The sequence below is a fragment of the Brevundimonas sp. genome, from assembly GCF_031412435.1.
GTDB lineage: Bacteria > Pseudomonadota > Alphaproteobacteria > Caulobacterales > Caulobacteraceae > Brevundimonas.
The window spans coordinates 41,123-65,181 of sequence record NZ_JANODA010000021.1 but is presented as its reverse complement, the minus strand read 5'-3'; the positions used below and the strand labels follow the sequence as shown (position 1 = coordinate 65,181).

At 68.2% G+C, this 24,059-nt stretch carries 23 protein-coding genes; 9 read left to right on the top strand and 14 right to left on the bottom strand.

Features of this window, described 5'->3' with window-relative positions:
- Window positions 1-28: 28 nt before the first annotated feature.
- From RMO01_RS04055 to RMO01_RS04045, 3 genes are all read left to right on the top strand, one after another.
- Window positions 29-202 (top strand): hypothetical protein, encoded by a 174-nt coding sequence (locus RMO01_RS04055; protein WP_309627762.1) that lies wholly within the window; start codon window positions 29-31, stop codon window positions 200-202.
- 77 nt (window positions 203-279) lie between these two features.
- Window positions 280-2,106, top strand: a complete 1,827-nt coding sequence (locus RMO01_RS04050; RefSeq protein WP_309627761.1) for a DUF885 family protein — start codon at window positions 280-282, stop codon at window positions 2,104-2,106.
- A complete protein-coding gene (locus RMO01_RS04045) occupies window positions 2,106-3,902 on the top strand; it encodes a DUF885 family protein (protein ID WP_309627760.1) in 1,797 nt (598 codons plus the stop codon). The genes RMO01_RS04050 and RMO01_RS04045 overlap by 1 nt, the downstream gene beginning before the upstream one ends.
- On the opposite strand, the gene RMO01_RS04040 is transcribed toward RMO01_RS04045, so the two are convergent.
- The 4 genes from RMO01_RS04040 to RMO01_RS04025 are packed head-to-tail and all read right to left on the bottom strand — an operon-like array spanning window position 3,899 to window position 6,276.
- Window positions 3,899-4,864 carry an NAD(P)/FAD-dependent oxidoreductase gene (locus RMO01_RS04040; RefSeq protein ID WP_309627759.1) on the bottom strand — a complete coding sequence of 322 codons (966 nt, stop codon included), beginning with the start codon at window positions 4,862-4,864 and terminating at the stop codon, window positions 3,899-3,901. The two genes, RMO01_RS04045 and RMO01_RS04040, sit on opposite strands and share 4 nt — an antisense overlap.
- Window positions 4,813-5,907, bottom strand: coding sequence for a DUF1176 domain-containing protein (locus tag RMO01_RS04035; protein ID WP_309627758.1), 1,095 nt, complete (start codon window positions 5,905-5,907; stop codon window positions 4,813-4,815). The genes RMO01_RS04040 and RMO01_RS04035 overlap by 52 nt, the downstream gene beginning before the upstream one ends.
- Window positions 5,908-5,932: 25 nt before the next feature.
- Window positions 5,933-6,145, bottom strand: a complete 213-nt coding sequence (locus tag RMO01_RS04030; protein ID WP_309627757.1) for a DUF2945 domain-containing protein — start codon at window positions 6,143-6,145, stop codon at window positions 5,933-5,935.
- Complete coding sequence (locus RMO01_RS04025; protein WP_309627756.1) at window positions 6,142-6,276, bottom strand: hypothetical protein; 135 nt, start codon at window positions 6,274-6,276, stop codon at window positions 6,142-6,144. The genes RMO01_RS04030 and RMO01_RS04025 overlap by 4 nt, the downstream gene beginning before the upstream one ends.
- 192 nt (window positions 6,277-6,468) lie before the next feature.
- Here RMO01_RS04025 and RMO01_RS04020 point away from each other — a divergent pair, with 192 nt between their 5' ends.
- The 3 genes from RMO01_RS04020 to RMO01_RS04010 all read left to right on the top strand — a co-directional run bounded on the left by RMO01_RS04020 (window position 6,469) and on the right by RMO01_RS04010 (window position 8,990).
- Window positions 6,469-7,689, top strand: coding sequence for an NADP-dependent isocitrate dehydrogenase (locus tag RMO01_RS04020; RefSeq protein WP_309627755.1), 1,221 nt, complete (start codon window positions 6,469-6,471; stop codon window positions 7,687-7,689).
- Window positions 7,690-7,815: 126 nt separating this feature from the next.
- Window positions 7,816-8,409 carry a DUF2939 domain-containing protein gene (locus tag RMO01_RS04015; protein WP_309627754.1) on the top strand — a complete coding sequence of 198 codons (594 nt, stop codon included), beginning with the start codon at window positions 7,816-7,818 and terminating at the stop codon, window positions 8,407-8,409.
- Entirely contained in the window at window positions 8,406-8,990 is a 585-nt protein-coding gene (locus RMO01_RS04010) for a DUF2939 domain-containing protein (protein ID WP_309627753.1), read from the top strand. The genes RMO01_RS04015 and RMO01_RS04010 overlap by 4 nt, the downstream gene beginning before the upstream one ends.
- An 82-nt stretch (window positions 8,991-9,072) precedes the next feature.
- Here RMO01_RS04010 and RMO01_RS04000 read toward each other — a convergent pair whose 3' ends face one another.
- Entirely contained in the window at window positions 9,073-10,857 is a 1,785-nt protein-coding gene (locus RMO01_RS04000; protein ID WP_309627752.1) for a DUF885 family protein, read from the bottom strand.
- A 113-nt stretch (window positions 10,858-10,970) separates the two neighbouring features.
- Between RMO01_RS04000 and RMO01_RS03995 the strand changes: the two genes are divergently transcribed.
- Window positions 10,971-12,569, top strand: a complete 1,599-nt coding sequence (locus tag RMO01_RS03995; RefSeq protein ID WP_309627751.1) for a serine hydrolase domain-containing protein — start codon at window positions 10,971-10,973, stop codon at window positions 12,567-12,569.
- Here RMO01_RS03995 and alaS read toward each other — a convergent pair.
- Together alaS and RMO01_RS03985 are read right to left on the bottom strand one after the other, a co-directional pair.
- Window positions 12,566-15,238 (bottom strand): alanine--tRNA ligase, encoded by a 2,673-nt coding sequence (gene alaS / locus RMO01_RS03990; protein ID WP_309627750.1) that lies wholly within the window; start codon window positions 15,236-15,238, stop codon window positions 12,566-12,568. The genes RMO01_RS03995 and alaS overlap by 4 nt on opposite strands.
- 81 nt (window positions 15,239-15,319) lie before the next feature.
- Window positions 15,320-15,520 (bottom strand): hypothetical protein, encoded by a 201-nt coding sequence (locus RMO01_RS03985; protein WP_309627749.1) that lies wholly within the window; start codon window positions 15,518-15,520, stop codon window positions 15,320-15,322.
- Between the two features lie 102 nt (window positions 15,521-15,622).
- Between RMO01_RS03985 and RMO01_RS03980 the strand changes: the two genes are divergently transcribed.
- Window positions 15,623-15,976, top strand: a complete 354-nt coding sequence (locus RMO01_RS03980; protein WP_309627748.1) for a DUF393 domain-containing protein — start codon at window positions 15,623-15,625, stop codon at window positions 15,974-15,976.
- 273 nt (window positions 15,977-16,249) lie between these two features.
- On the opposite strand, the gene recA is transcribed toward RMO01_RS03980, so the two are convergent.
- The 7 genes from recA to chpT all read right to left on the bottom strand — a co-directional run bounded on the left by recA (window position 16,250) and on the right by chpT (window position 23,094).
- Entirely contained in the window at window positions 16,250-17,332 is a 1,083-nt protein-coding gene (recA, locus tag RMO01_RS03975; RefSeq protein WP_309627747.1) for a recombinase RecA, read from the bottom strand.
- 175 nt (window positions 17,333-17,507) lie between these two features.
- Complete coding sequence (locus RMO01_RS03970; RefSeq protein ID WP_309627746.1) at window positions 17,508-18,329, bottom strand: DUF4344 domain-containing metallopeptidase; 822 nt, start codon at window positions 18,327-18,329, stop codon at window positions 17,508-17,510.
- A gap of 79 nt (window positions 18,330-18,408) precedes the next feature.
- Window positions 18,409-19,101: a methyltransferase domain-containing protein gene (locus RMO01_RS03965; RefSeq protein ID WP_309627745.1), complete on the bottom strand. Its 693-nt coding sequence runs from the start codon at window positions 19,099-19,101 to the stop codon at window positions 18,409-18,411.
- Window positions 19,102-19,160: 59 nt separating this feature from the next.
- A complete protein-coding gene (locus tag RMO01_RS03960; RefSeq protein ID WP_309627744.1) occupies window positions 19,161-21,044 on the bottom strand; it encodes a M20/M25/M40 family metallo-hydrolase in 1,884 nt (627 codons plus the stop codon).
- Window positions 21,045-21,106: 62 nt separating this feature from the next.
- A complete protein-coding gene (locus RMO01_RS03955; protein WP_309627743.1) occupies window positions 21,107-21,922 on the bottom strand; it encodes a protein-glutamate O-methyltransferase CheR in 816 nt (271 codons plus the stop codon).
- A 31-nt stretch (window positions 21,923-21,953) separates the two neighbouring features.
- Entirely contained in the window at window positions 21,954-22,319 is a 366-nt protein-coding gene (locus RMO01_RS03950; RefSeq protein WP_298162411.1) for a PleD family two-component system response regulator, read from the bottom strand.
- A gap of 94 nt (window positions 22,320-22,413) precedes the next feature.
- The gene (gene chpT, locus RMO01_RS03945; RefSeq protein ID WP_309627742.1) at window positions 22,414-23,094 is read right to left on the bottom strand and encodes a histidine phosphotransferase ChpT; all 681 of its coding nucleotides are present in this window, start codon (window positions 23,092-23,094) and stop codon (window positions 22,414-22,416) included.
- A gap of 96 nt (window positions 23,095-23,190) precedes the next feature.
- Here chpT and cysQ point away from each other — a divergent pair, with 96 nt between their 5' ends.
- The gene (gene cysQ, locus RMO01_RS03940; protein WP_309627741.1) at window positions 23,191-23,973 is read left to right on the top strand and encodes a 3'(2'),5'-bisphosphate nucleotidase CysQ; all 783 of its coding nucleotides are present in this window, start codon (window positions 23,191-23,193) and stop codon (window positions 23,971-23,973) included.
- The last annotated feature ends 86 nt before the right edge of the window (window positions 23,974-24,059 follow it).

Sequence of the window (24,059 nt, the reverse complement as noted above, 5' to 3'; positions counted from 1 at the left end):
TCGAAGGCAACAGGCACAGGAGGCCGCCATGGAAGAAGTTCATCAGAAGCATAAGGACGCCGCGTGGGGGTGGCTGGCTGTTATTCTGGCCGTTTTGGATGGTTTCCCGAAGCGCCGCACGCGGACGAAGCCGGCGCGGCGTCGTTCGGCGACCGTTGTGACGCCCTGGAGCCAACATTCGCCCAGCGGCTGGTCCGCCTGATCGATTTCTGACTACAGGCGCTTGTCGAGGCGGCGCGGTTGGTGACCAATGCGGCCCGTTGTTTTCGGGAGCCCGCCATGATCGACCGTCGCCGCCTGATGTTCACCGCCGCCGCCGGAGCCAGCCTGATGGCGGCCGGCCAGGTCATCGCCCGGCCTCAGGCGGGAACAGCGTCCGCCGCCTTCACGGCGGTGATGAACTCCATCGTTCAGGAGACGCTGATGACGTCTCCGGAGCTGCTGACCTCGCTCGGCTTCGACAAGGGGCCGAACGCGCCGAAGAAGGCGCAGCTCGATGACCGGTCCCAGGCCAAGATCGATGCGGACAAGGCGACCTTCCGCCGGCAAATGACCGACCTGAAGGCCGTCGACCGCGCCGCCCTGAGCACTGACGAGAAGGTCTGGTACGACTCGCTGGAGTATTTCGGCGACACCGCCATGCTCGGCTACGACTTCCCCTATGGCGGCGGCTTCAGCCCTTCGCCCTACACCGTCAGCCAGCTGACCGGCTCCTACCGAGGCATCCCCGACTTCCTCGACAGTCAGCACTCGATCGAGACGGCGGAGGACGCCGAGGCCTATCTGAGCCGCGTTTCGGCCTTCGCCACCGCCCTTGATCAGGAGACGGCTCGGATGGAGACCGAGTTCGAGGCCGGGGCCGTTCCGCCCGACTTCATCATCGCCCGGACGCTCAGCCAGATGGAGTCGCTGATGGCGCCGGGAGCGGCCGGCACCACCCTGGTCCAGTCGGTCGTCCGGCGGACGGGCGAGAAGTCGATCGCCGGCGACTGGGGCGCGCGCGCCGAGACCCTCGTCAACGACGCCGTCTTCCCGGCCCTGACCCGTCAGGCGGATGCGCTGCGGGCGCGTCAGGCGGGGGCGACCCATGACGCCGGCGTCTGGCGGCTGCCGGATGGCGATGACTTCTACCGCTTCGGCATCCGGAGCTACACGACGACCAACCTGTCCGGCGACGAGATCCACGAGATCGGTCTGGCGCAACTGGCCGAACTGTCCGCACGGGCCGACGGCCTGCTCAAGGCGCAGGGGCTGACGCAGCGCTCGGTCGGCGCGCGGATCAAGGCGCTCGGCGAGGACCCGGCCCAGCGCTATCCGAACACGGATGAGGCCAAGGAACAGCTCCTGCGCGACCTCAACACCCAGACCGAAGAGGTCCGCCGCCGCATGCCGCAGTATTTCGGCCGGTTGCCGCAGGCCGCCGTCGAGATCCGGCGCGTGCCCAAGGCGATCGAGGGCGGGGCGCCGGGCGGCTATTACAACGCGCCTGCGCTGGATGGGTCGCGGCCGGGCATCTACTACATCAACCTGCGGGACACGGCGGAGTGGCCGAAGCTGCAGCTGCCGACCCTGACCTATCACGAGGCGGTGCCTGGCCATCACCACCAGATCGCCCTGGCGCAGGAGCGGGCCAATACGCCGCTGCTGATGAAGGTGCTCGGCTTCTCGGCCTATTCGGAGGGCTGGGGCCTGTACGCCGAACAGCTGGCCGACGAGATCGGCATGTACGAGAACGATCCCTACGGCAAGATCGGCTATCTCCAGTCCCTGATGTTCCGGGCGACCCGCCTGGTCGTCGACAGCGGCCTGCACGCCAAGCGCTGGAGCCGGGAACAGGCGATCCGGTTCATGGTCGACGCCCTGGGCGACGCCGAGAGTGCGGTCACCACCGAGATCGAGCGCTACTGCGTCTGGCCGGGGCAGGCCTGTTCCTACAAGCTGGGTCACACCAAATGGGTCGAGTTGCGCGAGACGGCGAAGGCGACGCTGGGCGACCGGTTCGACATCAAGGCCTTCCACGACGCAGGGATGAACACCGGGGGCGTTCCGCTGACGGTGCTTGAGCGGGTCATCACCGAATGGACCGCAGCGCAGGCGGCCGCGTGATGATCGATCGTCGCCGACTGCTCGCCTCCGCCGCCGCGGGGGCGGGGCTCGCCGCCCTGCCGTCCCTGGCCTTCGCCCGTGCGGACGAGGACGCGCGGCTGGACGCCATTCTGAGCCGTCAGTTCGACGAGGATATGGACGGGGCGCCGCAGGCAGCGACGGCGCTGGGGCTCGACGTCGGCGAGCGGGCGGGGCTACGGAGCCGGCTGGATGACCGGTCGTTGGCCGCCGCCGAGCATGAGGCGATCCGGGCGCGCGAGCGGCTGGAGGAGCTGAGGACGATCGACGCGGCCGCCCTCTCGGCCGAGGGGCGAGCGAGCTACGACGTGCTGTCGTTCCAGAAGGAGATCGCAGCCGAGTCCGCCGGCTTCGGCTGGCACACGGCCGACAGCTGGCGGAGGACCCCCTATGTCGTCAGCCAGATCAACGGCGCCTATGTCGATGTGCCGAGCTTCCTCGACACCACCCATCCGGTAAAGACGCGCGAAGACGCGGACGCCTTCATCGAGCGGCTGAGCGCATTCCCGGCCTCTCTCGATGGAGACACCGAACGCACCCGGGCCCATGCCGGAATGGGGATGGTCGCGCCCGCCTTCATTCTCGACAAGTCGATCCAGCAACTGACGGCGCTGCGGGACCAGCCCGGAGCCGGTCAGGCGATGGTGCGCAGCCTGGCCCGCAAGATGGCCGAGGCCGGGATCGAGGGCGACCACGTCAGTCGGGCCGAGACCCTGCTGGACGGGCCGGTGAAGCTGGCGCTGGATCGCCAGATCATCGAGCTGCAGCGCCAGCGGGTCGATGCGGTCCATGACGCCGGGATCGGCGGGCGGGTAGATGGCCAGTCCTATTACGCGCTCAATCTCAGGGCCTATACGACCACCGAAACCCCATCGTGGGAGATCCATGACCTGGGTCTGGAACAGGTCGCCGACATTCAGGCCCAGGCGGATGAGCTGCTGAAAGGCGAAGGCTATACGCACGGGACCGTCGCCGAACGGATGGCCGCGCTGAGGACCGAGAGCCGGTTCGTGTGGCCCAACACCGACGCGGGCCGCGCGGATCTGCTGACCTACGTCAACGCCGAGATGGAGCGGGTCCGCGCCCGCATGCCCGAGGTCTTCGCCCGCGTTCCGACCAGCGAGTTCCTGGTTCAGCGGGTGCCGCCCGCGATCGAGGCGGGGGCTCCGGGCGGTTACGCTCAAGGGGGCAGCCTGGATGGGACCCGGCCCGGCATCTACTTCATCAACCTGAAGGACACGGCGGACTGGCCGCGCTGGACGCTGAAGACCCTGACCTATCACGAGGCGGCGCCGGGCCACCTGTTCGAGGGGGCGCTGGCTCTGCAGTCGGCGAACCTGCCGCTGTATCGCAAGACGGTCGGCTTCTCGGCCTATGGCGAGGGGTGGGGGCTGTATGCGGAGCGGCTGGCCGACGAACTTGGCCTGTACGAAGACGATCCGTTCGGCCGCATCGGCTATCTGGAAAGCTTCCTGTTCCGCGCCTGCCGACTGGTCGTCGACACCGGCCTGCACGCCAAGGGCTGGAGCCGCGAAGAGGCCATTCGCTACATGGCCGAGAACGTCGGGGATCCGAACGAAACGGAGATCGACCGCTATTGCTCGGCGCCCGGTCAGGCCTGTTCCTACAAGATGGGGGAGATCGCGATCACCGGATTGCGGGAAGAGCTGAAGGCGGCTCCGAACTTCGACCTGAAGCGGTTTCACTCGGCTGTGCTGGAGGGCGGGCGGATGCCGCTGACGGTGCTGGACCGACGGGTGCGGGCGGCCTTCGCCTAGACCGTCTGTCCATCCTGCTGTCGCAGGGTGTTGTGGATGTCCGTGGCGGCGACGGCGGCTTCCGCAGTGGCCACGGCGATCTGGTTGAGACCGCGCACGACGTCGCCGGCGGCGTAGAGACCGGGGACGCTGGTCTTCTGGTGCAGGTCGACCTCGAGGCGTCCGTCGTCGGCAAGGCGGGCGCCGAGCGCTCGGGCCAGTTCGACGTTGGGCGAAGTTCCGAGGGCGGAATAGACGAGGTCGAAGGACCGGTTGGCGCCGCCCCAGCAGAGGGCGGTGACGCGGTCGCCTTCGAGATGCACCTTTTCGATGGGGGTCTCGACCAGTTCGATACCGAGGCGGACGAGGGCTTCGCGCTGGGTCAGGGCGTCGGGTGCGCCGACGTGGATCAGGGTCACCCGGTCGGAATAGGTGCGCAAGAAGGCGGCCTCGCGGACGCCTGCATCGCTGTGGCCGATGACGGCGACGGCCTTGCCCGTGACTTCGTAGCCGTCGCAGATCGGGCAGATGCGGACCAGAGTGCGCTCGATGGCGCGTTCCACGCCCGGCAGGTCGGGGTGGTGGTCGATCACTCCGGTCGCCAGCAGGACCGCCCGCGCGCGAATCTCGCGTCCGTTCAGCGATGCGACGAAATGGTCGCCATCATGCCGCAGCGTCTCGACACGCCCTGGCTCGATCCGCGCCCCGTATTCTTCAGCCTGCTCCCGCATCCGGGACAGGATGGCGTCGCCGGTGATGCCGGCGGGGAAGCCGGGCATGTTGTGGCTGAGCGGGATCCAGCTGGCGCGAGGCGCGCCTCCGTCGGCGATCAGCACCGAGCGCAGGAAACGGGTCAGATAGGTCGCGGCGGTCAGTCCGGCCGGACCCGCACCGACAATCAGGACGTCGACGTCGGGCGTCTCGCCGCCGGTCACTCGCTGACCCAGGACGTCGGCCAGTACTCGCCGGGCACGCCCCAGCACTCGGACATCTCCGAAGAGGACTTCAGCACGAAGCCGCGAGCCGTCCAGGTCCAGCTGTCGACCATACCGCAGTCGCCCAGACCGCGGCCCTTGTTGAAGGCGTCTATAACCCGTGTCGCCGGGTCGTAGGCGGCGTTGACCAGCATATCCAGAGGCTCCCCCGATGCACTCGGAAAGGTCACCCGGCGGGGGTTCGTTCCCTGGGGCGTCGTGGTGAACCAGGCGTTGGCGAAATTGTAGGCGCCCACCCCGCAAGGGACGCTCCACAGTACAGTGTTCCCATCCAGCCGGGCGGAGGAGATCACCTTCTGCAGGTCCGGATTGAAATCGGTTTCGGCCCGGCACTGGATCACGGCCGGCAGGGCCTCGACGGCGGCCGGCAGAATCTGGCCTTCCTGATCGCCATATCCCGCCTGACTAACAGCGGGCGCAGGCTCGATCCGGGGTCGCGCGGGCGCGGCCGGAACCGCCAAGGCGGGGCGAGATCCCTTGCGGATCAGCGCCGTGGTCGTGCCCAACCTGCCCTGACGTTCATCGATCCACAGCAGTGAGGCCGCCGCTCCGGTCAGGGAGATCGGAATGGTCTCCGACCCGGCGTTCAACGCCATAGCGGCGCCCTGGGCCATGGCGTCGACCAGGGCGCGCGCCCGGTCCGGGGCGATGATCGCGACGGGCAAGGCGTCGTCGCCCGTCGCCGCACGAGCCGCGAAATCGACCCCGTCGACGCGCGCCGTCACAGCGCCGTCGAAGGCGCCGCTCTCGGGCCAGAAGCCGACCACGACGCCCGGCGTCGCGTCAGGGCCGGCCGGCATGCTGATGCGGACCCAGCCCGTCCCTTCCAAGGCCGGGGCGAAGACGTTGCAGGTCCCGCTGTTGTCGCAGACGGCCAGCCAGTCGCGGAACTTCCGCTGTTCCGAAGGCCGCGCAGACGGAGAGGGATCGGATGTCGATGCGCTATCGGGTTTGGAACCGGCCTTCGCCGCCTGATCTTCGCCACAGGCCGCCAGCATCGCCGCCATCGCCATCAGTGCGATTACACGCATTGTTCCCCCCGAGGTCGAGGCCGAGTCAGGCCTTGCGCAGTTCCGACGGTTTGTGCGCGGCGCGGGCGCCGGTCTTGCCGCTCTCGACCAGATATTCGGGGTTATCGGGCGAGGCCGCAACCTTGTGGGTCTTGATCGTCGTGGGCGTCGTCAGCTTACGGACGACCTCGCCGGTGGTTGTTCCCTGCGAATGATCCCACTCGACCTTGTCGCCGGCCTTGAAGATGTTTTCAGTCATGGTGTTGGCGCCTCCTGCCTGTCTTCGACATCAGCGAGAACTGCCCGCATCAGGTCCAGATCGACCAGGATCGGAACTTCGCAGAAGGCGATCATCCAGCGTTGAATCAGGCGTTCGGTCTCATCGTTCATTCGGCGTATCCCTCCGGAGCCGGGCACGCCCTTCCGCCGGATAGAACCGGCCCGGCCTGTCGGGGTTCAGCTTGGCCGGAGGCGGCTTTTTCAGGGCAGGGTTAATCGGCGACGCCTCGCCCTTTGCCTCGCGCGTCTGTGATCGCTATACCGCCGCCACCTCCCGAAACTTGCAGAACAGGACGAAGCCGCATGGCCAAGATCAAGGTCGCCAATCCCATCGTGGACATCGACGGCGACGAAATGACCCGCATCATCTGGCAGTGGATCAAGGACAAGCTGGTCTTCCCGTTCGTCGACGTCGAGCTGGACTACTACGACCTGGGCATGGAGCACCGCGACGCCACTGACGACCAGGTGACGATCGACGCCGCCCACGCCATCCAGAAGCACGGCGTCGGCGTGAAATGCGCCACCATCACCCCCGATGAGGCGCGCGTCGCCGAGTTCGGCCTGAAGAAAATGTGGAAGTCGCCGAACGGCACCATCCGCAACATCCTGGGCGGCGTGGTCTTCCGCGAGCCGATCATCTGCCAGAACGTGCCCCGCCTGGTCCCGGGCTGGACCCAGCCGATCGTGGTCGGCCGTCACGCCTTCGGCGACCAGTACAAGGCTACCGACTTCCTGGTTCCCGGACCCGGCAAGCTGACCATGAAGTGGGTCGGCGCCAATGGCGAAGAGCAGAACTACGAGGTCTTCGACTTCCCCTCGGCCGGCGTGGCCATGGGCATGTACAACCTTGACGATTCGATCCGTGACTTCGCCCATGCCTCGTTCAGCTACGGCCTGGCGCGCAACTATCCGGTCTATCTGTCGACGAAGAACACCATCCTGAAAGCCTACGACGGCCGCTTCAAGGACATCTTCCAGGAGATCTTCGACGCCGAATACGCCGACAAGTTCAAGGCTGCCGGCCTGACCTATGAGCACCGTCTGATCGACGACATGGTGGCCGCGGCCATCAAATGGTCGGGCGGCTTCGTCTGGGCGTGCAAGAACTACGACGGCGACGTGCAGTCCGATATCGTCGCCCAGGGCTTCGGCTCGCTGGGTCTGATGACCTCGGTGCTGCTGACGCCGGACGGCAGGGTGATGGAGACCGAGGCCGCCCACGGCACCGTGACCCGCCACTTCCGCCAGCACCAGAAGGGCGAGGCCACCTCGACCAACTCGATCGCCTCGATCTTCGCCTGGACGGCCGGCTTCAAGCACCGCGCCAAGCTGGACGAAAACGCCGAACTGGCCCAGTTCGCCGAGACCCTGGAAAAGGTCGTCGTCGAAACCGTCGAGGCCGGCTTCATGACCAAGGACCTGGCCCTGCTGGTCGGCGATCAGCAGTCGTGGCTGACCACCGAAGGCTTCCTCGACAAGGTCGCCGAGAACCTGAAGAAGGCTCTGCCCAACGTCGGCTGAGCCCGATCTGAGCCAACAGGGTTCGAATCTTTCGACCCCGCCGGAGCTTCTCCGGCGGGGTTTCGTTTGAGCGGTGGGCTCCGACGTGCATTGATGGCGTTTGCGTCGGAGGAGGGGAGACCACCGGTGAAAAGAGTATTCGGCAATCTGGTGCTGGCCGCCATCGCGCTCGCGGTGGTCAGCTTCTTTGCGGCGCCGGCCGTAGCCTTCTTCGGCATCCGATCAGCGGCCCAGTCGGACGACGTCGCCGGGCTGCAGCGACTTATGGATTTCGATGCCGTGCGGGCGTCGCTGCGGCCCCAACTGTCGGGACGACCCGAGGCTCTGACCCCGCCGCCGTCCTTCATGAACGATCCGATCGGCGCCTTCCGTCGACAGTTCGAGGACGTCGCGGCGCCGCAGGGGCCGAATCCCGACGCCTATCTGACGCCCGACGCCATCGATGGCCTGACCCGGGCCGAGGGCCGCTACGCCGCCGTGCGGACGGCCCGGCCGGGGACCGATGAAGCGTCGGCGCCCTGGCCCAAGCCGGTCTACTGGGGGATCAACCGCGCCCGGATGGCCGTGACGGACGACGGAGGATCGGACACGGTCTTCACCTTCGAGCGCAAGGGACCGTTCGAGTGGAAGCTGGTCCATATCGGCCTGCCTGACGGGGCCACTCCGCAGACGCCCGCGCCTGTTGCACCGACCACCGCCGCTCCGGAGACGAAACGATGAAGGGCCTGATCAAGGGCGTCGTGGTCCTGGCGGTCGTCGCCTTCCTCGTCGCCTATTTCGGCACGCCGCTCCTGACGGTGAACAGTCTGGTCGCGGCGGCCAAGGCGGGAGACGAGGCGGCGCTGGAGCGGCTGGTCGATTTCCCGGCCTTCCGCGACAGCCTCAAGGACGAACTGACCGCGCGCCTGATGACGGAGGCCGAGGCCGACCCGGACGTCCGCGACAGCGCCCTGGGCGGTCTCGGGATGATGCTGGCGCCCATGCTGGTCAGCGGGGCCGTCGACGCCCTGGTCAACGCGCCGACCATCGCCGCCATGGTGCGGACGGCCGACACGCCGGATCCGACCGACGCCGCCGCGGCGCGTACGCCACAGCCGGAGGGGGAAGATCAGGACATCCGCCAGAGCTACGCCTATCGCGACCTGAACACCTTCGTGCTGGGCCTGACAGACCCCGACCGGCCGGACGAAAAGTTGAAGCTGCTGCTGAAGCGGCAGGGGCTGTTTGGCTGGAAGCTGTCGGGCGTGGATTTGCCTAATCCTCCCCCATCGGGGGAGGTGGCGCGGAGCGAAGCGAAGTGACGGAGGGGGCTCACCGCACACTCGGTGTCTGAGGCCGGCCCCCTCCACCGCTTCGCGGTCTCCCTCCCCCGATGGGGGAGGATTACTGCTGCGCCGCGATCCAGGCGTCCATGCGGCGGTCGAGCAGGTCCAGCGGCAGGGGGCCGTCGACCAGCAGGGCGTCGTGGAAGTCGCGGACGTTGAACCGCTCGCCCAGGGCCGCCTCGGCGCGTGTGCGGATGGCGCGCAGGCGGATCTCGCCGATCTTGTAAGCCAGGGCCTGACCCGGCCAGCCGATGTAGCGCTGAAGCTCCGTCTCGATATTGTGCGGCGACAGGGCGGAGTTGTCGGTGAAGCACGCGCGGGCCTGTTCGATGGTCCAGCCCATCCAGTGCATGCCGGTGTCCGCGACCAGACGACAGGCGCGCCACATCTCGTAGCTCAGGCGGCCGAACCGCTCCTCGGGCGTGCGGTAGAAGCCCATCTCCTCGCCGAGGAATTCTGAATAAAGGCCCCAGCCCTCGGTGAAGGCGGTGACCCCGGCGTTGCGGCGGAAGGCCGGACCGGCGGCGGCCTCCTGCTGCAGGGCGATCTGGAGGTGGTGGCCGGGGACGGCCTCGTGCAGCGTCAGGGCGGGCAGTTCGTAGAGCGGACGCTGGTCCAGCTTGCCGGTGTTGACGATATAGCCGCCGGGCGTCCCCTCCTCGAGCGAGCCGCCGTTGTAGCGGCCGGTCGTATAGTTGTCCTCGATGTCCAGCGGCACGGGGCGGACGTTGTAGGTCAGGCGCGGCAGGGTGCGGAACAGGGCGGGCAGGCCGCCGTCGGCCCGTTTGGCCATCTCCGAGGCCTTCTCCAGCATGTCCTCGCGCGAGGTGGCGTAGAACTGCGGATCGGTCCGCAGATGATTGAGGAAGCCGGCGAAGTCGCCGGTCCAGCCGGAGGCCCGCATCTCCGTGTCCATGCGGGCCCGGATGCGGGCGACTTCGTCCAGCCCGATCTGGTGGATCTGGTCGGGGGTCAGGTCGGTGGTGGTGTAGCGGCGGGCCTCGAAGGCGTAGAACTCGCGCCCGCCGGGACGTGAGCCGATGCCGACCTCGGCCGGGGCGGCGGGAAGGTACTCATTGGCGGTGAAGTCGACCCAGGCCTGGCGGCGCGGGACGATCCGTTCGGCAACGATGGCGGCGGCGCGGGTTCGGAGGCTTTCCTGATCCGCGGCGGAGATGGTCGCGGGCAGGCTGGCGAAGGGCCGAAGGAGGGGGTCGGTCGCGGGCGTGAAGGCCGCCTCGTTGCGGAAGATGGCGAGGGCGCTTTCGACGACGGATTTCGGCTGGACGAAGCCAGTCTCGAGCCCGCGCCGGGCGTCGGCCAGGCCTTCGTCGTACCATGCAGGCAGGGCGGCGAGGCGGCTGAGCCAGGCGTCGGCGTCGGCGCGGCTGGTGATACGGGTGCCGGCGGCGAGGAAGCCGGCGCTCTGTCCCGGCCCGCCCTCGGAGTTGAAGGCCAGACGACCGCCGTCGAGGCCGATGGACTCGATCGACCGGTCGACGATGTCGGCGAGGAAGTCGCGGTTCAGGCCGTCGTTCGACGACAGGGTCGAGGCGTCGAGGGCGGCCAGGCGTCGCTTGAATTCGTTCAAGGGTTGTAGGCGGGCGATCTCGGCGGCGCGGGATTGATCGGACAGGCGGGACTTGGCGGCCTGGTCGCCCTCGCGTGCCGCCTGGATCGGGTTCAGGCTCAGCTGCCAGGCGTCGTAGTCGGCGATGATCGAGGCGAGGGCGGGGTTCTCTGCGGTCGCGGCTGTCGTCGCGGGCTGGATCTGGGCGGCGGCGGAGATGGCCGTCACGGAGAGGAGCAGACCGGCGACTGCGGCGATGGCGAAGCGATTCATGTAGACCCTCGAACTGAGGGCGGCATGGGGACGGAAGAGGGGGGCGAGGTCAATGGGGAACGGCTTGACCCGAAGCCTCGCGACATCGCAACTGGCGCCCCGGAGGCTTCACGATGCGACATGTTCCCCTGACCGCCCTCAGTCTGATCCTAGCGCTCGGCGCGGGTGCGGCGGCCGCGCAGATTCAGGATCCGGCGGCGGAAGCGGACGCCGCCTTCGCGCGCTGGAGCGGCGACAGTACGCCCGGCTGCGCCGTTGCGGTCGAGCGGGACGGTCGCACCCTTCTGAGCCGCGGCTACGGCATGGCCAATCTGGAGCACGGGGTGCGGGCGACAGACGAAACGGTCTTCGAGGCCGGTTCGGTGGCCAAGCAATTCGTCGCGGCCGGCATCGTCATGCTGGCGCTGGACGGCCGGCTGTCGCTGGACGACGACGTGCGTCGGCATGTGCCGGAACTGCCTGACTACGGCACGCCCATCACGCTCAGGCATATGCTGAACCACACCAGCGGCCTGAGGGACTGGGGGGCGATGGTGGCGATCGAGGGCTGGCCGCGTGGGCAGCGCTATATGACCAACGCGCGGGTGCTGGACGTCATCACGCGCCAGCGGGCCCTCAACAACGTGCCCGGAGCCGAGTTCATCTATTCAAACTCGAACTACAACCTTCTGACCATCGTACTGGAGCGGGTGTCGGGGCAGAGCCTGCAGAGTTTCACCGAGGCGCGAATCTTCCAGCCTCTGGGCATGAGCCATAGCCGATGGCGCGACGACTACGCCGCCGTGGTGCCGGGTCGGGCGACGGCCTATGGCCGCGACGGCGCCGGTCGCTGGCGCGCGGACATGCCGCTGGAGGATGCGCATGGAAACGGCGGTCTGCTGACCACGGTCGGCGATCTGCTGATCTGGAACCGGGCCCTGGACGACGGGCGGTTCGGCCCGATCTTCATGGCCGAAATGCTGCGTCCGGGCGTGCTGAACGACGGGCGGGCCATCTCCTATGCCTCGGGTCTGTTCGTGTCGGGCGAGCCGGGGCGAAGGGAGGTCTCGCATGCGGGGGCGACGGCCGGCTATCGAGCCTGGCTCGGCTTCTATCCGGACCAGCATCTGTCCCTGGCCCTGCTGTGCAACGCCGCCGACGTGAACTCCGGCGCGCTGGCCCTGCGAACCCTCGTAGCCTTTGCGCCCGAGCTGGCCCCGCCGGTCCTGCCGCCCGTCGTGCTGCCGCCGACCGGGGATTTCGTGAGCGATGCGTCGGGTGAGCTTCTGGCCATCGCGGCGGCCGATGGGGTGGCCCGCACGGCGGACGGGCGGGTGATCGCCGCCGGGGAGGGCGGGCGGTTCAACCTGGGCGACGAGGTCCTGATCTTCGACGGACCGGACCGGTTCGAGCGGACGGACCGGCAGGGCCGGCGTATCCGGTATCAGCGTGCGGCGGCCCCCGCCCTGGCCGCCGAGATGGTCTCGAGCCTGATCGGCGACTGGCGCAGCGACGAGGCCTTGGCCACGGCGCGGATCCGGGCCGGGGATCAAGGCGGACTGACCCTTCAGTTCCCGAACGGGCGACCTCAGGCCGTGACGGCGACCCGGGGAGAGGCGCTGGCCTTTCCCCAGGGCGAGATCCTGATCGATCGGGACGCGTCCGGGGCGCCGGTCGCGCTGAGGATCACCGTCGACCGGTCGCGCGGGATCGTGTTCCGGCGGGTGGGTTAGCCCGCCAGAGCCGCCCGCACGGCCGCGAGACCGTCTTCAGCCTTCGACCCGTCGGGCGCTCCCCCTTGCGCGAAGTCTGCCTTGCCGCCGGCGCCCTGGCCGCCCATCGCGATGACGGCGGCGCGGGCGAGGTCTGCGGCGTTGACCCGGTCGGTGACGTCACTGGTCGCGGCGACGGTGACCGCCGCCTTGCCGTCGGTGACACCGATCAGGGCGACGACGCCGGAGCCGACCTGGGTGCGGAACTCCTCGGCCACGCCGCGCAGGCCCTTGCCGTCGACGCCGTCGAGGATGCGGGCGATCAGTTTGACGCCGTTGATCTCTTCCGGCGCGGCATTGGCCGATGCGCCGCCGCCTCCGAGGGCCAGTTGCTTCTTCAGGTCGGCGACCTGTTTCTCCAGCGCCTTGCGTTCGGCCGTAAGGGCCTCGACGCGGGCGGGCACGTCCAGCGGCTGAACCTTGAAGGACTGGGCCAGCGTCTTCGCCACCCCGGCCTGAGCCAGGAGATACTGGCGCGCGGCCTCGCCGGTCACGCCCTCGACGCGGCGGATGCCGGCGGCGATGCCGGTCTCGCCCGTGATCTTGAACAGGGCGATGTCGCCGGTGCGGGCGACGTGGGTGCCGCCGCACAGTTCGACGGAGTAGGGGCCGTTGTTGTCGCCCGTCAGGGCGCGGCCGAGGGTGACCACGCGGACCTCGTCGCCGTATTTCTCGCCGAACAGGGCGACGGCGCCGGCGTCGATGGCGTCCTGGGGCGTCATCAGCTGGGTCGTGACGGGGACGTTCTGGCGGATGACCGCGTTCACCTCGGTCTCGATGGCGGCCAACTGGTCCTCGGTGACCGGGGCGTTGTGGCTGAAGTCGAAACGCATGCGTTCGGCGTCGACCAGCTGACCCTTCTGGGCCACGTGCGGGCCGAGCACGTTCTTCAGCGCCGCGTGCACCAGGTGGGCGGCTGAGTGGTTGGCGCGGGTGGTCAGACGTTGTTCGGCGCCGGCGCGCAGCTGGGCGCGGGCGCCGATGGTCAGGGTCCCGGACTCGATCTCGATCTTGTGGGCGTAGAGGTCGCCGCCAGCGTGCTTCTGGACGTCGAGAACGACGCCGAAGCCCTGCTGGCCCGAGGCGTCGGTCCACTCGACCTCGCCGCGATCGCCGGTCTGGCCGCCGCCTTCGCCGTAGAAGGGGGTCTGGTCGAACAGGACCTCGGCGGTCTGGCCGGGCTCAAGGGCGTCGATGGATTCGCCGCCGCGCACGAGAGCCAGCACCTCGCCGGAGCCTTCGATGGCGTCGTAACCGGTGAAGACGGTGGGGCCGAGGCGGTCGCGCAGGCTGAGCCATTCGCCGGCGGACGCCGTCTGGCCCGAGCCCTTCCAGTTGGCCTTACCGCGTTCGCGCTGCTGGGCCATCGCGGCCTCGAAGGCGTCGTTGTCGACGGTCAGGCCGCGACGGCGGGCCTCGTCCTGGGTCAGGTCGAGCGGGAAGCCGTAGGTGTCGGACAGGGTGAAGGCCGTCTGGCCCGAGATGACGCCGCCGGCGGACAGACCGCTGGTGGCCTCGTCGAGCAGGGCCATGCCGCGGCCGAGGGTGGTGCGGAAGCGGATTTCCTCCTGCTTCATCGTGTCTTCGATGGAGGCCTGGGCACGGCTGAGTTCCGGGAAGGCCTCGCCCATCTCGGAGACGAGCGTCGGCACCAGGCGGTGCATCAGGGGATCGGCGGCGCCGAGCAGGTGGGCGTGGCGCATGGCGCGGCGCATGATGCGGCGCAGGACATAGCCGCGCCCCTCGTTCGACGGGGTCACGCCGTCGGCGATCAGGAAGGACGACGAGCGCAGGTGGTCGGCGATGACCCGGTGGCTGGCGGCGCGGTCGCCTTCGGCCTTCGTCGAGGTGGCGTCTTCGGAAGTGGCGATCAGGGTCTGGAACAGGTCGGTGTCGAAGACGGAGTTCTTGCCCTGGAGCACCGAGGTCATGCGTTCCAGGCCCATGCCGGTATCCACCGAGGGCTTGGGAAGGCTGCGAACGATCTCGTCGTTCTCCTTCTCGAACTGCATGAAGACGTTGTTCCAGATCTCCCCGTAGCGGTCGCCGTCTTCATCGGGCGAGCCGGGAGGGCCGCCCGGGACGTGGTCGCCGTAGTCCCAGAAGATCTCGGTGCAGGGGCCGCAGGGGCCGTTGTCGCCCATGGCCCAGAAGTTGTCGGAGCCGGCGATGCGGATGATCTTGTCGTCGCCGAAGCCGGTGACCTTTTTCCAGATCGCGGCGGCCTCGTCGTCATCGATGTAGACCGTGACCAGCAGACGGTTGGGGTCGAGGCCGTAGTCCTTCGTTACGAGGTTCCACGCCCGGTCGATGGCGTGTTCCTTGAAATAGTCGCCAAAGGAGAAGTTCCCCAGCATCTCGAAGAAGGTCAGGTGGCGGGCGGTGTAACCGACGTTGTCGAGGTCGTTGTGCTTGCCGCCCGCGCGGACGCATTTCTGCGAGGAGGTGGCGCGCGGATACGGAGGCGTCGCCGCCCCGGTGAAGTAATCCTTGAACGGCACCATGCCCGCGTTGACGAACATCAACGTCGGATCGTTCTGCGGCACCAGCGGCGCGGACTGGACCCGGGCGTGACCGTCGGCCGCGAAATAGTCGAGGAAGGTCGAGCGAATCTGTTTCAGGCTGGCCATGGGCTGTTCAGTCGTTTGCGCGTCGAGGATCGGGGAAGGCGCATATAGAGACCGGCGGGGCCGTGAGCCAAGAGTTTCCGGTCAGGCGGGGCTGTCAGTCTCGTCCACGGCGTCGTCATCGTCGGACAGAAGGGCGTCGAGGGCCTCGATGATGGCGTCGATCTGTTCGGCGCTGGCGGCGACGCGAAGCAGGGTCCCGTCCGAGCCGCCGATCTCCAGCAGGTAGCCGTCGTCGCTTTCCGCCAGGTTGAACTGGGTCAGGGTCGGGATGGTTTCGGCCATGGGACGTCTCCTCGGCGGGTGCGCCGCCAGCGTCGTAAGGCTGGTGTTCTAGGGCGTCGGCATGACGCGGGGCAATGACGCGCCCGGGTGATATGCTGGGGAATGTCGACGCTCGAAGTCTGGTTTGATGGTGACTGCCCGCTTTGCCGGCGGGAGATCGCCTTGCTGCGGCGTCTTGATCGACAGGGTGCGATCGTTTTCACCGATGTGGCGACGGGTGAAGGACACTGTCCCATCGATCGCGCCGAACTGCTCAACCGGTTTCATGCGCGGGAGGACGGGCGGCTGGTTTCCGGCGCTGAGGCCTTTGCGGCGATGTGGCGGGCGATCCCCTTGCTGGCCCCTCTCGGACGTCTGGCGAGAAACCGGTACGTGCTGGCCGTTCTCGAACGGCTTTACCTGGCGTTTCTGAGAGTGCGGCCAGGCTTGCAGCGCGCGCTGGGTCGCCTGGGCTGAGCGCGGTCGTCGGGTTTAGAAAACCGCCTGACCGGAAAGAAAAGAGCCCGCCCGGACGAACCGGGCGGGCGGCTCCGCCCGGCCCGAGCCCCGCGGGGGTCGGCGGCGGGTCGCAGGGACCGGCCGGGCGGAGTGTCTTGTTACTCCTCCCCATCGGAGGAGGTGGCGCGTCGCCTCTTCAGCGACGTGGCGGAGGGGGCCGCGAACTCGGTGTCTGGGGTCGCCCCCTCCACCGCGAAGACGCGGTCCACCTCCCCCAACGTGGAAGGACCCTCAGCCTTCGAGATCCTGACCTTCGTCGGGCTCGGGCGTGCCCAGGAGCTCGTCGGCGATCTTGGAGGTCGACTTGCGGACCTTGTCCTCGATGGCGTCGGCCATGTCGGGATTGGCCTTGAGGAAGGCGCGGACGTTCTCGCGGCCCTGGCCGATCCGGGTCGAGTCGTAGGAGAACCAGCTGCCGGACTTCTCGATGATCCCGGCTTTGACGCCCAGGTCGATGATTTCACCCAGCTTGGAGATGCCTTCGCCGTACATGATGTCGAAGATGACCTCACGGAACGGCGGGGCGACCTTGTTCTTGACCACCTTGACCCGGGTCGTGTTGCCCACGACCTCGTCGCGGTCCTTGATCGCGCCGGTGCGGCGGATGTCCAGACGGACCGAGGCGTAGAACTTCAGCGCATTACCGCCGGTCGTCGTTTCCGGCGAGCCGTACATGACGCCGATCTTGTGCCGGATCTGGTTGATGAACAGCACGATGCAGTTCGACTTGGAAATCGAGGCGGTCAGCTTGCGCAGCGCCTGAGACATCAGACGCGCCTGAAGGCCCGGCAGGCTGTCGCCCATCTCGCCCTCGATCTCGGCGCGCGGCGTCAGGGCGGCGACGGAATCGACCACCACGATGTCCACGGCGCCCGAGCGCACCAGGGTGTCGACGATCTCCAGCGCCTGTTCCCCTGTGTCCGGCTGGGACACCAGCAGGTCATCCAGGTTGACGCCCAGCTTCTGGGCATATCCGGGGTCGAGCGCATGTTCGGCATCGACGAAGGCGGCGGTGCCGCCGGCTTTCTGAATCTCGGCCACGGTGTGCAGGGCGAGCGTCGTCTTGCCCGAGGATTCCGGTCCGAAGACCTCGATCACCCGTCCGCGCGGCAGGCCCCCGATGCCCAAGGCCATGTCCAGACCCAGCGAGCCGGTGGACACCGAGGGGATCACGTCGGCGACCCCGCCCTTGCCCAGTTTCATGACCGAGCCCTTGCCGAACGCACGGTCGATCTGTGCGATCGCCGCCTCCAGCGCGCGCTGCTTGTCGCCGTCGTCCTTGCCCACCAATTTCAGATTCGCCTGAGCTGCCACCTTGCCACTCTCCTTTGCCATGATTCCTGTGAAACCCTGGGGAGAGGCCCGCCTTCGGTCCTGTGACCGTGACCCGCTCCCTGTGAGACCGGACAGTACACGGTTTGTTCTGGTTGCCAATATGTTCTTTTCGGAGCGGCTGCTGCAACCTCCGGGGTACGTCCGTTTCTGACGCCTACTCCTTCAGGTGCGCATCCAGCAGGGCGTACCAGCTCGTGCTCAACCGTTCGAACTCGGCCGGGCACTGTTCGGCGCGGTCCTCTGTCAGCCATTCGTCTTCCAGCAGGTTGGCGTATTTCTCGGTGTCGGAGCCGTAAACCAGGCAGGTCAGGGTGTAGTAGCGCTGCTGGCTCAGGCTGTGCTCGCCGGCGAATTCGCTCTCGTCGACGTCGGCGGCCTCTTCCGGGTCGGTGTAGAAGCTGAGGGCGCCGGCGATGGCGGACTGTTCGCCCTCGTCGCCGTCGATCAACCACCAGGCGGCCAGACTGTCGACGGTGTCCTCTTCGCGGCCGGTGAAGGGGATCTCCAGCACATCGACCAGGGCGTGGCCGACCTCGTGGAAGACGGTGAACAGGAACGAGCCGTTGACGGCGTCCTCGATCTCTTCCTCGGTCTCATAGTAGGCGGCGAAGTTTTCGCGCTCGCCTTCAAACATCTCGATGCAGATCTGAATCTCGCGATCGTCGGGGATGTAGTAGGCGTTGTTCTCGCCGCATTCGGCGAAGCGCATGCCGATGTCGACCGGCAGGATCAGGCTCTCGTTCAGGACGTCGGCGACGTCCTCCAGCCAGCGCTCTTCAGAAAGCTGTTGGGCCAGTTCCGTGTATTCGTCGGTCTCAAGGACGGCTGGCCGGACGACGAAGTCCCCCCGGTCCTGGGCAGGACGGGCCACGGCGGACTCAGCCAAGGCCGTGCCCTCCTCGCACGCGGACAGGGTCAGGGCCGCGAAGGCGATGAGCGTGAAGCGGCGTGCGTGCGCTCCGATGGACATGGACATGTTGTTTCCCCCGAACGCGCCGTTCTCTAGCGTCCGCAGGACGCTACGCCAACGTCCGGGACCGGACTGTCAGACCTCGTCAGTGCGAGGTGGGGTCGCGGACGGCGATCAGGGACTTGGTCAGGCCGGCGACGACCTCGTCGTGGTGGGCCGCGTCCGGATAGAGGAAGCGGAACTGGGCCTTGTCCAGCAGGCGGGCATGCTGGACGTCGCGCATGGCCGCGCCCATGTCGGGCGCTTTCTGCGAGAAGCCGTGGCGGCGCCTGAGCAGGGAGCGGGCGCGGCTCTGTTCCGAACGCCAGTGGAAGAAGGGCGCCGAGAAATGGGGTTCCACCGGGAACCAGAAATAGGGCGTCTGGACGTAGTAGCGCGGCGCCAGGCGACGACATTCAGCGGCGAAGGCCTCCATTCGGGTCCAGTCGCCGACGTGCTCGATGACGCTGTTGGAGTGGACCAGGTCGAAGGCGTGGTCGGCGTATTGCGGCAAGGCGCAGGCGTCGCCGTCGATGACGGTGAACAGGCGGGGGTCGGCGACCTCGTCGATGCCGCCCGGATTGACCAGGGTGATCCGCACCTTCGAGGCCTGCAGGAATTGGGGATCGAACAGGGTCCAGTAATTCGCCTCGCCGCCCAGATCGATGATGTTCACCGCGCCCTTTTCGGAGTGGATCCTGGTGATCAGATCGACAATCCGTTTCGCGCGGGCGCGGCGGAAACGCGACACCAGAGAGTTGGGATCGGTGTTGTCCTGGAGGGCGTGGATCAGATTCATGAGCCCCTGACTACAGGACCGGCTTTTCCGTCCGCTTAAGTGGCAGGGTTAGCGGAAACCTAAGTGGGTCCGTCAGCGGCGGGCGGCGGCGCGGGCTCGGCGAACCGGGCGGTCAGGGACAGGCCGCAGGCGAGGATCAGGCAGGCCGCCGCCGCCGCCGCCAGCGTGTTCTTCGAGCGCGGGGCGAGGGGGGCGAGGAACAGCAGGACCAGCACGGTCATCAGGGCGAGGACGCCGGGCAGGTCCATGCCGACGCCGAGGAAGACCTGGTGCGACAGGTTCAGGATCCAGGCGCCGCCGATTACGGTCGCGACGACCGCGGGGATCAGGGACCGGGGGCTCTCCAGCCGGGCGCCGATGACAGCGCAGGCCGCCGCCGCGGCGGCTGCCAACAGGCCTGGCCAGATCAGGATCGAGGCGGCTTCGGGCGCCGCGGCCTGGGCCGCGCAACCGAGGACGAAGATCAGGGCGATAAGGCCGAGCCAGCCGCCCCAGATGGTCTTCGGCGCGGCCTGGGACCACAGCGACAGACCGAGGGCGATGACGCCGGCGCCCAGGACGACGGGATCGAAGCCCCCGAGCGCGAGGCTGATGACCACGGCCCCGAGGATGGCTCCGGCCAGCAGTTTGGGGCTTAGGGCCTGACGTCCGGCGAGAAGAGCGAGGGCGACGGACGCCATGGCCAGACCTGTCCCGGACTCCATCCACGGCAGGCGACGCAGCAGGGTGTAGTAGACATCGGCGGACTCGGCGCGTGACGAGAGCGGCCCGGCCAGCACGCGCACGCCCTGGGCGACTACGATCCCCATGGCCAGGACCCACAGGCCCGACAGCATGCCGCGGCCGACGTCGACGGCGGTCAGCCGGGTCGCGTGGCGCGCGCCCCAGGCCGCGAAGGCGCCGAGCAGGGCGGTGATCGCCAGCAGGGTCCAGCCGAGGTCGAGCGAATGGACGATGGTGAACAGGCCCAGGTAGTCGCCATAGACGACATTGCGGCCCGCGGCGGGCAGGGCCTCGGCGCGGAGAAGGGCGTCGGTCGCCTCAAGCGCCTGGGAGCCGATGTGCTGGACCGCGCCCTGGTCGAGGTTCTCCGGGGTCGACGTCGGGGAATGGTACTGGGACGGGCGGCCGATGAAGGCGAAGTTCAATCCGTCGATGCCCCGGCTCTTCGGGATGGTGAAGTCGGTGCCGTTCGGCATGTTCTCGTAGACGAAGATCGACAGGGAGCTGGACGAGGCCCCGCCGTCGGCGCGGCGCGCCGCCCGGCTGAACAGGTCGATGGTTTCGGCGTTGCCGCGCCCGGTCTCGAACATGAAGGCGCGCCCGCCCCCGCCCCGGGCCTCCAGATTGACCACCGCGCCGATGCGGTCGCGCAGGGGGTGTTCGGAGAAGAAGATGCGGGCGCCGTCGAGATTCAGCTCTTCGGCGTCGGTGAACAGGATGACCAGACTGCGGTCGGCCGGGCCGCGTTCCCTGATCGCGCGCACGGCCTCGAGGACGGCGGCGACGCCGGCGCTGTCGTCGGCCGCGCCGGGAGAGTCCCAGGCGCTGTCGTAGTGGGCCATCATCAAGACGGCGGCGGCGGTGGGGTTCCGGCCGGGCAGGACGCCCACGATGTTGACCGCCTGATTGCCCGCCGCCGCCGGGTCTCCGCCCCATCGCGAAAGACGATTGATCGCATCGGGCGAGAGGGCGCCGGCCTGAAGCGCCGGGTCGAGGCCGAGGGCGGTCATGCGGCCGAACAGATACGACTGCACCCGCGCATGGTCGGCTGATCCGACGGGGTGGGGACGGGCGGCGATGGCGCGCACGTCGGTCATGGCGCGGGCGGCGGAGAAGTCGATGCCCGGGGTTTCGGTTCCGCGCGGCGCGGGGACCTGAAGGGCCCAGACGCCGATCAGCAGGGCGACGGCCAGCGATCCGAGAAACAACGCCCAACGCATAGTGAATTCCCCTCGACGTTCCGCCGACCATAGGAGGGCAAGCGGGGCCGTGTCGACCGGGATCAGGCTGCGCGGCTGAGGGCGGAAGGCGCCTTGACGAACAGTCCCTTGCGTCCCGTCACGGGGCGGAAGGCGACAGTGTCGCCCTCGATCCGTTCGTCCGCTCCCAGGATCAGCACGCCGTCGTCAACCAGCCTGCGTTCCAGGCCGTCGACGACCTGCCCGCGTTTGGCCGGGTCCATCTCAGAGAGGATGTTGCGGCACAGGATGACGTCGAACCGGGCCCCGTCGGCGGGCGCGTCCAGAAGGTTGTGACGGGCGAAGCGGACGGCGTCGCGAAGGGCCGGCTTGGCGACCCATGCGTCGTCCGCCGGGTCGAACCAGTTGAGCATGGTCTGGGCCGCGAGACCGCGCTGGATCTCGAAGGCGGTGTAGGCGCCGGAGCGTCCGCGCTCGACCGCGCGCTGGGACAGGTCGGTGGCGACGATTTCGACATTGGCGCCGGTGTCGAGCGCAGCCATGGCGAGGGAATAGGGCTCCTGTCCGTGGGAGCAGCCGGCGGACCAGACCCGAACCAGACCCTCGGGCCGGGCGCGGCCGATGGCGGGCAGGAGTTCGCGGGCGAAGGTGTCGAACACGGTGCGGTCGCGGCGGAACCAGGTCTCCGGGTTCAGCAGGGCCTCGATGACCGCCCAGCCGAGGCTGGCCACCGGCTTGGCCCAGAGGCTGGCCAGCATGTCGTCGACGCTGTCGAAGCCTTCGCGGCGAGCGACGGGGGCCAGCCGGTGCTCGGCCAGATGGATACGATCGCGCCCGAGTCGGAAGCCGGCGCGCGAGACCATCAGGGCCTGCAGACGGTCGAAGTCGTCCTGGATCATGTGACAGCTACGGGGCGGGTCATGACTGGTTTCAGACCGCTCCGACTTCAGAGAATTTGGAGTGCAGGATCTCGCTGTCGAAAGGTTTCATGACGTAGTCGTCGGCGCCCGCGGACAGGGCCTCGGCGATTCGGTCGGGCGCCGTCTCTATGGTGCAGAACAGGACCTTGGGCCTGTCACCGCCCGGGGTGGCGCGCAGTCGACGCAGGAAGGTCAGGCCGTCCATGACGGGCATGTTCCAGTCCAGCAGGACGACGTCCGGCATCATGCCGGCGCAGTAGGACAGGGCCTCGACACCGTCCGCCGCTTCATCGACCTCGAAGCCCAGACCTTCCACGATGCGGCGCGCGACCTTCCGGATGATCCGGCTGTCGTCGACGATCAGGCAGGTGCGGATGTCCAACGCGGTAGTCTCCCAGCGGCTGGAATCAGGCCCCGCTTCAACCGCCAATATCGCTTCCGGGCGGTTAACGAGGCGTTGGGATTCGGGATTAAGACGGCATCCGCGCCGTCATCGACACGCGGCCTTCCACAGCTTCGACCGTGAGCGTCCCGCCCGCCTGATCGGCCGTCAGCCACAGCCAGTACGGCTGTATCCACTGGCCTGCGAGGCCTTCGGTCAGGCGCTGGCCGGCCAGACCCGTCGCCGCCTCGGCCTTGAGCCGGGCCCGTGCGCCTTCGGCGACACCCTCGATCACCAGTTGCGCGCCCTCGCGCCGCACGGCGACTGTGGCCGCGCCGCCCATCGGCAGGGCGCCGACGGTCAGATAGGCCAGGTTGACCAGGGCCCGGGCCTGGGGCTTGCCGAAGTCGCCGTCTCCGAGGTTCCAGGCCAGGGTCGCCCGGCCACCCGCGACGACATTGTCGACCAGGCCGGTCAGCTCAGCGCCGGTGAACCGCTCGGCGGTGGTGGCGGCCCCGAAGGCGACCCGGCAGAACTGGACCAGGGCGACCATCTTCTTAGCGCTGTCGGCGATCAGGCCCATGGCGTCGTCGCGCATGTCCTGGGCCGTCGGATCGCTCAGCAGGTCCAGACCGGACATGATCGCGCCCGACGGCGAGATGAAGTCGTGGCAGAGCTTGGCCGCGATAAGGCTGGCCAGTTCCTGGCCGTCGACGGGCAGTTCGGCCAACGGCGAACCAGACTGGGCGGAGAAGGCGGCGTCGGTCATGCGGGGACTGGCTCGTCGAGGACTGCGGATTTGACCGGCAGGCTGGCGTGATTTGCCGTTTCGCGAAACCGCCCGCGATGGTCTATCCCCCGGCGAATGAGCAGCAGACTTTCTTCCGACCTCGCCTCCGGCGCCCTGCACGACCACCTCGCAGAGATCGCGGAGGAAGCCGCCGCCGTCATCCTGCCGTTCTGGCGGGCGGACGGAGAGGTCTTCTCCAAGGCCGACGACAGTCCGGTGACCCTGGCGGATCAGCAGGCCGAGGCCCTGATTCTGTCGCGCCTCGCGGCCCTCTATCCCGAGGTCCAGGCCGTGGCCGAGGAGCAGTCCGAGGCGGACGGCAAGCCCGAGAGCGCGGACGAGCGGTTCTGGCTCATCGACCCGCTGGACGGGACCAAGGGCTTCGTCCAGGGCAAGGAGAGCTTTACCGTCAACATCGCCCTGATCGAGGGAAGCCGTCCGACCGTCGGCGTGGTCTCGGCGCCGGCGACGTCGTTGACCTGGCGCTCGGCGCCGGGCGGCGGGGCGCAGATGCGGCGCTATGGCGACGTCTGGCGCGCCATCAAGGTGCGCAACCGGCCGGATGAGGGGTTCGCCCTGCTGAGCCACAGCGTCACGGATGAAGAGGCCGCGCGCCTCGCCGCCCGTCACGGTTGCACCCAATGGCAAGGGACGGACTCGTCACTGAAATTCTGCCTGATCGCCGAGGGGCGGTTCGACGCCTATCCCCGCACCGGTCCAACGATGGAGTGGGACACGGCGGCGGGGCAGGCGGTGCTCGAAGCCGCCGGGGGGCGGGTGCTGGGGCCGGACGGCCAGCCGCTGGCCTATGCCAAGCCGGGGTTCCTGAACGGGGCGTTCGTGGCGATGGGCGGGTAGATTTCGTCAGCAGCCGATCGGTCTGACCGCTTGTCGGTCCGATACGGCAAAGCTACACCGTTCGCTGACATTGCCGATCCGGGGGG

Excerpts from the sequence above, each read along its gene's own strand:
- RMO01_RS04010 (WP_309627753.1), top strand. The coding sequence starts at position 8,406 with ATGAAGGGCCTGATCAAGGGCGTCGTGGTCCTGGCGGTCGTCGCCTTC.
- RMO01_RS04035 (WP_309627758.1), bottom strand. The coding sequence starts at position 5,907 with ATGCGTGTAATCGCACTGATGGCGATGGCGGCGATGCTGGCGGCCTGT.
- RMO01_RS03995 (WP_309627751.1), top strand. The coding sequence starts at position 10,971 with ATGCGACATGTTCCCCTGACCGCCCTCAGTCTGATCCTAGCGCTCGGC.
- RMO01_RS03970 (WP_309627746.1), bottom strand. The coding sequence starts at position 18,329 with ATGTCCATGTCCATCGGAGCGCACGCACGCCGCTTCACGCTCATCGCC.
- RMO01_RS04000 (WP_309627752.1), bottom strand. The coding sequence starts at position 10,857 with ATGAATCGCTTCGCCATCGCCGCAGTCGCCGGTCTGCTCCTCTCCGTG.
- RMO01_RS04050 (WP_309627761.1), top strand. The coding sequence starts at position 280 with ATGATCGACCGTCGCCGCCTGATGTTCACCGCCGCCGCCGGAGCCAGC.
- RMO01_RS04055 (WP_309627762.1), top strand. The coding sequence starts at position 29 with ATGGAAGAAGTTCATCAGAAGCATAAGGACGCCGCGTGGGGGTGGCTG.
- cysQ (WP_309627741.1), top strand. The coding sequence starts at position 23,191 with ATGAGCAGCAGACTTTCTTCCGACCTCGCCTCCGGCGCCCTGCACGAC.
- RMO01_RS03965 (WP_309627745.1), bottom strand. The coding sequence starts at position 19,101 with ATGAATCTGATCCACGCCCTCCAGGACAACACCGATCCCAACTCTCTG.
- RMO01_RS04030 (WP_309627757.1), bottom strand. The coding sequence starts at position 6,145 with ATGACTGAAAACATCTTCAAGGCCGGCGACAAGGTCGAGTGGGATCAT.
- RMO01_RS04025 (WP_309627756.1), bottom strand. The coding sequence starts at position 6,276 with ATGAACGATGAGACCGAACGCCTGATTCAACGCTGGATGATCGCCTTC.
- chpT (WP_309627742.1), bottom strand. The coding sequence starts at position 23,094 with ATGACCGACGCCGCCTTCTCCGCCCAGTCTGGTTCGCCGTTGGCCGAA.
- RMO01_RS03955 (WP_309627743.1), bottom strand. The coding sequence starts at position 21,922 with ATGATCCAGGACGACTTCGACCGTCTGCAGGCCCTGATGGTCTCGCGC.
- RMO01_RS03960 (WP_309627744.1), bottom strand. The coding sequence starts at position 21,044 with ATGCGTTGGGCGTTGTTTCTCGGATCGCTGGCCGTCGCCCTGCTGATC.
- RMO01_RS04045 (WP_309627760.1), top strand. The coding sequence starts at position 2,106 with ATGATCGATCGTCGCCGACTGCTCGCCTCCGCCGCCGCGGGGGCGGGG.
- alaS (WP_309627750.1), bottom strand. The coding sequence starts at position 15,238 with ATGGCCAGCCTGAAACAGATTCGCTCGACCTTCCTCGACTATTTCGCG.
- RMO01_RS04020 (WP_309627755.1), top strand. The coding sequence starts at position 6,469 with ATGGCCAAGATCAAGGTCGCCAATCCCATCGTGGACATCGACGGCGAC.
- RMO01_RS03980 (WP_309627748.1), top strand. The coding sequence starts at position 15,623 with ATGTCGACGCTCGAAGTCTGGTTTGATGGTGACTGCCCGCTTTGCCGG.
- RMO01_RS03985 (WP_309627749.1), bottom strand. The coding sequence starts at position 15,520 with ATGGCCGAAACCATCCCGACCCTGACCCAGTTCAACCTGGCGGAAAGC.